This window comes from Lutibacter maritimus (genome assembly GCF_900116115.1).
Lineage (GTDB): Bacteria > Bacteroidota > Bacteroidia > Flavobacteriales > Flavobacteriaceae > Lutibacter > Lutibacter maritimus.
Map to the genome: position 1 here is coordinate 1 of NZ_FOZP01000014.1, position 5,676 is coordinate 5,676.

At 28.9% G+C, this 5,676-nt stretch carries 7 protein-coding genes; all 7 read left to right on the plus strand.

Going from position 1 to position 5,676, the window contains the following annotated elements:
* Positions 1-417 precede the first annotated feature (417 nt).
* On the plus strand, positions 418-801 hold the full coding sequence (locus tag BM335_RS15410) for a hypothetical protein (protein ID WP_090230803.1): 384 nt from the start codon (positions 418-420) through the stop codon (positions 799-801).
* A 157-nt stretch (positions 802-958) separates the two neighbouring features.
* A complete protein-coding gene (locus BM335_RS15415; protein ID WP_090230806.1) occupies positions 959-1,591 on the plus strand; it encodes a hypothetical protein in 633 nt (210 codons plus the stop codon).
* Between the two features lie 159 nt (positions 1,592-1,750).
* Entirely contained in the window at positions 1,751-1,942 is a 192-nt protein-coding gene (locus tag BM335_RS15420) for a hypothetical protein (RefSeq protein ID WP_090230811.1), read from the plus strand.
* Positions 1,942-2,313: a hypothetical protein gene (locus tag BM335_RS15425; protein WP_090230815.1), complete on the plus strand. Its 372-nt coding sequence runs from the start codon at positions 1,942-1,944 to the stop codon at positions 2,311-2,313. The genes BM335_RS15420 and BM335_RS15425 overlap by 1 nt, the downstream gene beginning before the upstream one ends.
* 173 nt (positions 2,314-2,486) lie before the next feature.
* Complete coding sequence (locus tag BM335_RS15430) at positions 2,487-3,701, plus strand: OmpH family outer membrane protein (RefSeq protein ID WP_090230820.1); 1,215 nt, start codon at positions 2,487-2,489, stop codon at positions 3,699-3,701.
* Between the two features lie 226 nt (positions 3,702-3,927).
* Positions 3,928-5,082 (plus strand): hypothetical protein, encoded by a 1,155-nt coding sequence (locus BM335_RS15435; protein WP_090230825.1) that lies wholly within the window; start codon positions 3,928-3,930, stop codon positions 5,080-5,082.
* Positions 5,083-5,353: 271 nt separating this feature from the next.
* The coding region (locus BM335_RS15440; protein ID WP_143102446.1) for a hypothetical protein at positions 5,354-5,676 on the plus strand (323 nt) is incomplete at its 3' end.

Consider the following 5,676-nt stretch of genomic DNA (forward strand, 5'->3'; position numbering starts at 1 on the left):
CTATGAATTTTGGCATTCTGCTGAATGGAACAGGAAAAGTTTGGATAGATAATATAAGTTTTGAAGTTGTTGGAAAATCTACTGAGAAATTTAATGATTCTTTAAATTTAGGAACATCAAAGAGAATTAGTAAATTCCCGAAAAATCTTAATTTCGATGAATAAAAAGCCTACACACAACAACTCATAAAATTTATGCTCACATTTGAACTAAATAACGAACCGACAAACATTCAACTAACGATTTGCTACAACCGAAAAATCTCCGATTTTCCAGTCGCACAAATCTTATAAAAGCCCGTTGTAATGCATTTGCGGAAAATCGAGAATCGCAATGAAATTAATAGTTGACAAAGAATATTTTTGGAATTTAAAAAGATAATTTGAATCGGAATTTAATACTAAAAAAACAATCTGAATGAAACACATAATTACGATTTCAATAATAATTCTGACTTCTTGCGTTGGTTTAAAAAACGTTTCTAACGAATTAGCCGGAAAGTGGGAATGTTATCATAAAGAACTTGAAGACGGAACTACAAAAAGTACGGATTTATTCAGCGGAGAAGAATTTGAATACTCTTGCGATGGACTAATAATCGAACTAAAATCTGACTTTACTGGTTCGGAATCAATTGGAGGAATAACTTTTGAATACAAAAAAAATGACTCAATCCTGAATTTAGGAAATAGGAATTATGTAATCGAGAAATTGACAAAAACTGAACTCGTAATTAGAGATTATGATTCTGACGGAACTAATCTTTCGAATTTTAGACAGAAATTTAAGAAAATAGAATAAACGGAAATAAAAACGCATTACAACACCGTATAAAATTAATTGCTAGTGCAAGCTTACTTACGAAAATCCTCGCGGATTTTCTATTCGGTTTGTATTTGCTAAATTAGGTGCTTAAAACACGCAACTAATCTTATACAATCACGTTGTAACACATTAGATGAAAAAACAAATTATAAGCTATGAAATAAATGATTCTTTTGTTGTTGGACAAAAAATAATACTAACTGGAATTCTTTTACAAGGAGAATTTTCGCTTTATGATACTATTAAATTTGAGTTTAATGGTAAAACTATAGAACGAGAAATTAAAGGTATTGAAAATGGATTAAAAGTAACCGAAAATGAAAAGAATATTGGAGTTAGTATTAACAGTCTAAATGAGAATGAAACAAAAAATTTTATAAATTGGAAACCTAATAAAGTAAAAGCTGAGATTATACAAAAAAATGATTTGAAAAATCCTAGATTAATTAAAATATTCAGTGGAATTGGAATATTGTTGAGTGGGATTTTCTCATTCATTGGATTTTCGGAATTTTATAATGTAAGAATTAAAAAAGAAATTGAATTTTATCCATTTGGAGGAGAAGGACCTGTACCATATTTCTATAAAACTGCCGAATTGTATTCGAATGTTAATCTGACTTGGGGAATTATTTTTTTATGTGTTTTCTCACTTGGAATTTGGAATTGGAAAAAAAAGAAAATAAATGAAATTAAAATGATTGGTCTGATTTTTGGGCTTTTTATATTACAAATAGTTCATAATATGTTCGAGTATTTTATTTGAGAAAATCCAAAAACGTGTTACAACACCGCGCATAATTTATGCTTACATTTAAACTAAATATGAACAAACTAACAAACAACGCACGATTTGCTACAACCGAAAAATCTCCGATTTTCCAGTCGCACAAATCATGCTCAAACTCGTTGGCAATAATATAAAATGACCCTCGAAGAAATTTACAAAAAAGCAGAAAAATGCGATTTGAAAGGCACAACATTAAATGAACGCCTTTACATTTCTGGTCTTTTAAACGAGTTTGACAAGGCAATGATAGCAGACAAACCTAAAGCACGGGAAATATTAAAAGTTCTTAAAGTGGACGAAAACTCAATTGAAAAAATAGTATCTTAATGAAATATTGCATTCCAGATAAAAGAGAATTGACAAAATCCGAGATTGAATTTCTGACTTATCTTTTTGAAAAAGAAAAATCAGAATGGACAAATTTAATCGGAAATCTGAAAGTTATTGCGAGATGTGGTTGTGGAAAATGTCCGACAATAATATTTGGAAAAACATTTGACTCGGAAATTCAAAAAGGGAATTTAATAATAGATTACGCTGGAAAAGGCAAAAATGGAGAATTGATTGGAATATCTGTATTTGGAACTAAACAAATGCCGACTGAATTGGAATTTTACTCAATAGAAGGAGAATCTGAAATTACAGAAATCCCTAAAATTGACACTCTGAAATCTATAACGGAAAATCTAACTGAATAAAAAATACTATTGCCAACAACGGGTTTATTTCATTGCTTGTTAGTTCATTGTGTGAAAAGCCTCTGACAAACCAAATGTAAAAGATTTTTTATCAACTTTGAGCTAAACCAACGCAACGAAACCAAACCCAAAACCGTTGTGCATAATGCGGAAAACCAACCAAAACCAATAAAATGACATCAGAAAATTTCGAAAATCATAACATATTTGACAGATTAAAATCTTTAGAAGAAATTTTAGGAAATGACGATGTTAAAGATAAAATAGACCTTGAAAAACTCTCTTTTTTTCAAACAGTTTTCTCTTACATAAATCAAAGAGTAAAGTTGACAATTCCAGATTTAGTACAACAAACGGAATTAGATGCTTTAAGTAACGAATTGAATGCGGGAATAACTCAAGTAAATAGTTACGTTGGGAATAATAATGTTGGACATTTAAATAATGCAACTAATAATTTTAACGCAGCGATTAATCGAATTAGAAACTTTCCAATTCCAGTAGCTAAAACCGACTTTAATTTCTCTCGTAAAATCGCTGATTTCGAGAAAACAGCTAAAAGCAAGTACAAGTCTTTAGAGAAAGACAAGGACGAACTAAAAGCTGAAATAGAAAAGTTTAAAACTGACTTAACGACTAAAGAAACTGAAATTCAAAGATTGCTAAAGCTAATTGAGGGAAAAGAAACTGAAATCCAAAATTTAAATTCTACATTTCAAACTAACTTTAATAACATAAAATCTGAACATAATCAAAACTTTGAAAACGACAAGAAAACTTTTCGTTCAGAAATAGACAAGGCAAAAGAAACTTTTCGTGAAGAAATAGACCAACTGAAAGAAAGTATAGATACAGATACGACAGAAACTGTTAAACAACTTAACACAAAACTTACAGAGGCGAAAACTCTTGTGAATTTAATTGGTAATGTTGGAGTTACTGGGAATTATCAAAATATTGCTGATAGCCATAAAAAGAGTGCCAACTTTTGGCGTGTTATGGCAATAATATTTATGACAGTATTCTCGATATTGTTAGTTTGGACTATTATAGATTTAAGTGCAGAAGGTTTTGATTGGACTAAATCATTAATAAGAATTATTGCGGCAGCAGCATTGTCATATCCTGCAACTTATGCAGCTCGTGAATCATCAAAACACCGAAAACTTGAAACTATTAATAGAAATGCTGAACTGGAATTAGCATCAATCAATCCATTTATTGAAGGACTATCAGACGACAAAAAACAGGTTATAAAAGAGAAGTTAGTGGAAAAATATTTTGGTAATAATAAAACAAATGACTTTTTAGAAACAAAGGAAACTGAAGGATTATCAATTCCAGCGATAGAGAAATTATTAAACGCAATTGCAAAACTGAAAGGATAAAGCACTATGCACAACAATGTATATAAAACATAGCTATTATGGGCTTTCCGAGAGTTTTTTGTGTATTTGTTAAGACCTCCAAATTTTTAAATTTGGCTTTTTGAGATTATTAAGATAAAAAGAAAAATTTAAAAATTCGGCGCGTGTATAATCCGAAACGATAGAGTTTTTTTAGACGCTACGTTTCATATACTGAGACGTTGCCCACAATTAGACAAAAAATCGAGTGAAGAAATTACCAGAAGATTTAAAGATATTAAAGCATATTGGTGAAAGATTGGATTCATTAATGAAAGACGCGTACACATCTGTTGAGATTAGGTCAAATGAATTATATGAATATGCAATTAAAGACAAATATCTATCTTCTAAATTTTATAATCAGAGAGAATTTAATCAATTTTTAAGAAAGCAACACGACAAAGGCTATCTTAAACAGATAATCCCGAATTGCAGAGTTGACGATACAAATAGAGAATTTTTTCAATGGCATTTTAGAAAAAAAAGCCAGCCAAAAAGAGAAAATAAAGTTACCAGTGGAATTAATGGAAATTACATCCACTTTAGAAGTAATTTAAATATTCAAACTTTGGATAATACCTTTGTTCGGTCAGAACAGGAAAAAATGATTTATGAAAGCTTGATTAAGCACGAAGAATTGAATATTGTTTATGACTATCCATTGGTTTATAAAGGGAAAAGAAAAAATGTTGATTTTTTTATTGAGAATCTTAAAGATAATACAGAATATTATTGGGAACATCTTGGAATGACAAATGACGAAGGTTATTTATCTAAAATACCAAAAACTATTAACTGGTATCAAAATGCTGGATTTAAAAATATTGATGAAGAAAACGGAAATTTAATCTTCACTTATTACAAAAATTTAAGTGTTTTTCAGAGAGAAATTGATAAATACATTTCCAAAATTCTGAACACAAATCTAACTTTCATTAAAGACAAAACTGAAAACGAAAATTCTGACATTCCTTTAGTTGAAATTTATTTAAGTGTGAAAGTTGACGACTCAAATGGTAAAGGATTGTATGCTTTGTTATTAAAACACGAAAGAAATAATTTAAAGCACCAAAAGAATTTCACGAAATCATTTTATTTAGCATCAAAAGAAAAAATAATTTTAAATGCAATTTCAGATGGATTATCTAAACTAAAAAAGACAGCAAATGTCAAAATTTATCTCAATTCAGACAAATTGATTAGAGTTTTAAACCAAGAAGAAACTATAAATGAATATTCGGAATTAATTAAAAATATTGTTGAATACAGTTGTAAACATCAATTATCATTTAGAAAAATAGTTAATCCATTGAAAAATAGATATTATTTAGAAACAGAAGAATTATTAATAGTAGAATAAAATAACTGTGGGCAACACTGTATATAATTTATTGCTAGTTCTAGCCTACTTACGAATGTCCTCGCGGACTTTCTATTCGGTTTTTATTTGTTAAATTAGGTGCTTAAACCACGCAACAAACCATATACAACAACGTTGGCTACAATGTCCGAATAAAAAAATTGCAAAATAAATGAGCGGAGCTGGGAATATGCAATCAATGAATACAATTATTCGAAACAATAGGAATTTGTTACGAAAAATAAGTATTTTCAAAAAAGACAGCTCTTTTATGAGTGCCAGAAAAGCATATTTGAAAGCTTTTCAAGGAGAAGTTGATATAAGAAAACTTTCGAAACAAGAACTTCGAAAAATACGAGAAAAAGTTATTAAAGAACGAAAAAAGGAATCTTTACGACTTTGGATAATTTCATTCTTAATTACCATTCCTATTCTTTTTTTATCTTATAATCTTTATAATAGTTTTGTTCAATATCAAAATAAAAAACTTAACGAAAATTTTGTGTCTGATAAAGAATTAGAGAAGATATTAATTGAAAGAGAAAATCAAAAAAAAATTGAGAAGTATGAATTTTATATAAATAATGGAGATAA

Bases quoted from the DNA above. Each gene is read 5' to 3' on its own strand.
- BM335_RS15420 (WP_090230811.1), top strand. From the start codon at position 1,751: ATGACCCTCGAAGAAATTTACAAAAAAGCAGAAAAATGCGATTTGAAA.
- BM335_RS15410 (WP_090230803.1), top strand. From the start codon at position 418: ATGAAACACATAATTACGATTTCAATAATAATTCTGACTTCTTGCGTT.
- BM335_RS15425 (WP_090230815.1), top strand. From the start codon at position 1,942: ATGAAATATTGCATTCCAGATAAAAGAGAATTGACAAAATCCGAGATT.
- BM335_RS15430 (WP_090230820.1), top strand. From the start codon at position 2,487: ATGACATCAGAAAATTTCGAAAATCATAACATATTTGACAGATTAAAA.
- BM335_RS15415 (WP_090230806.1), top strand. From the start codon at position 959: ATGAAAAAACAAATTATAAGCTATGAAATAAATGATTCTTTTGTTGTT.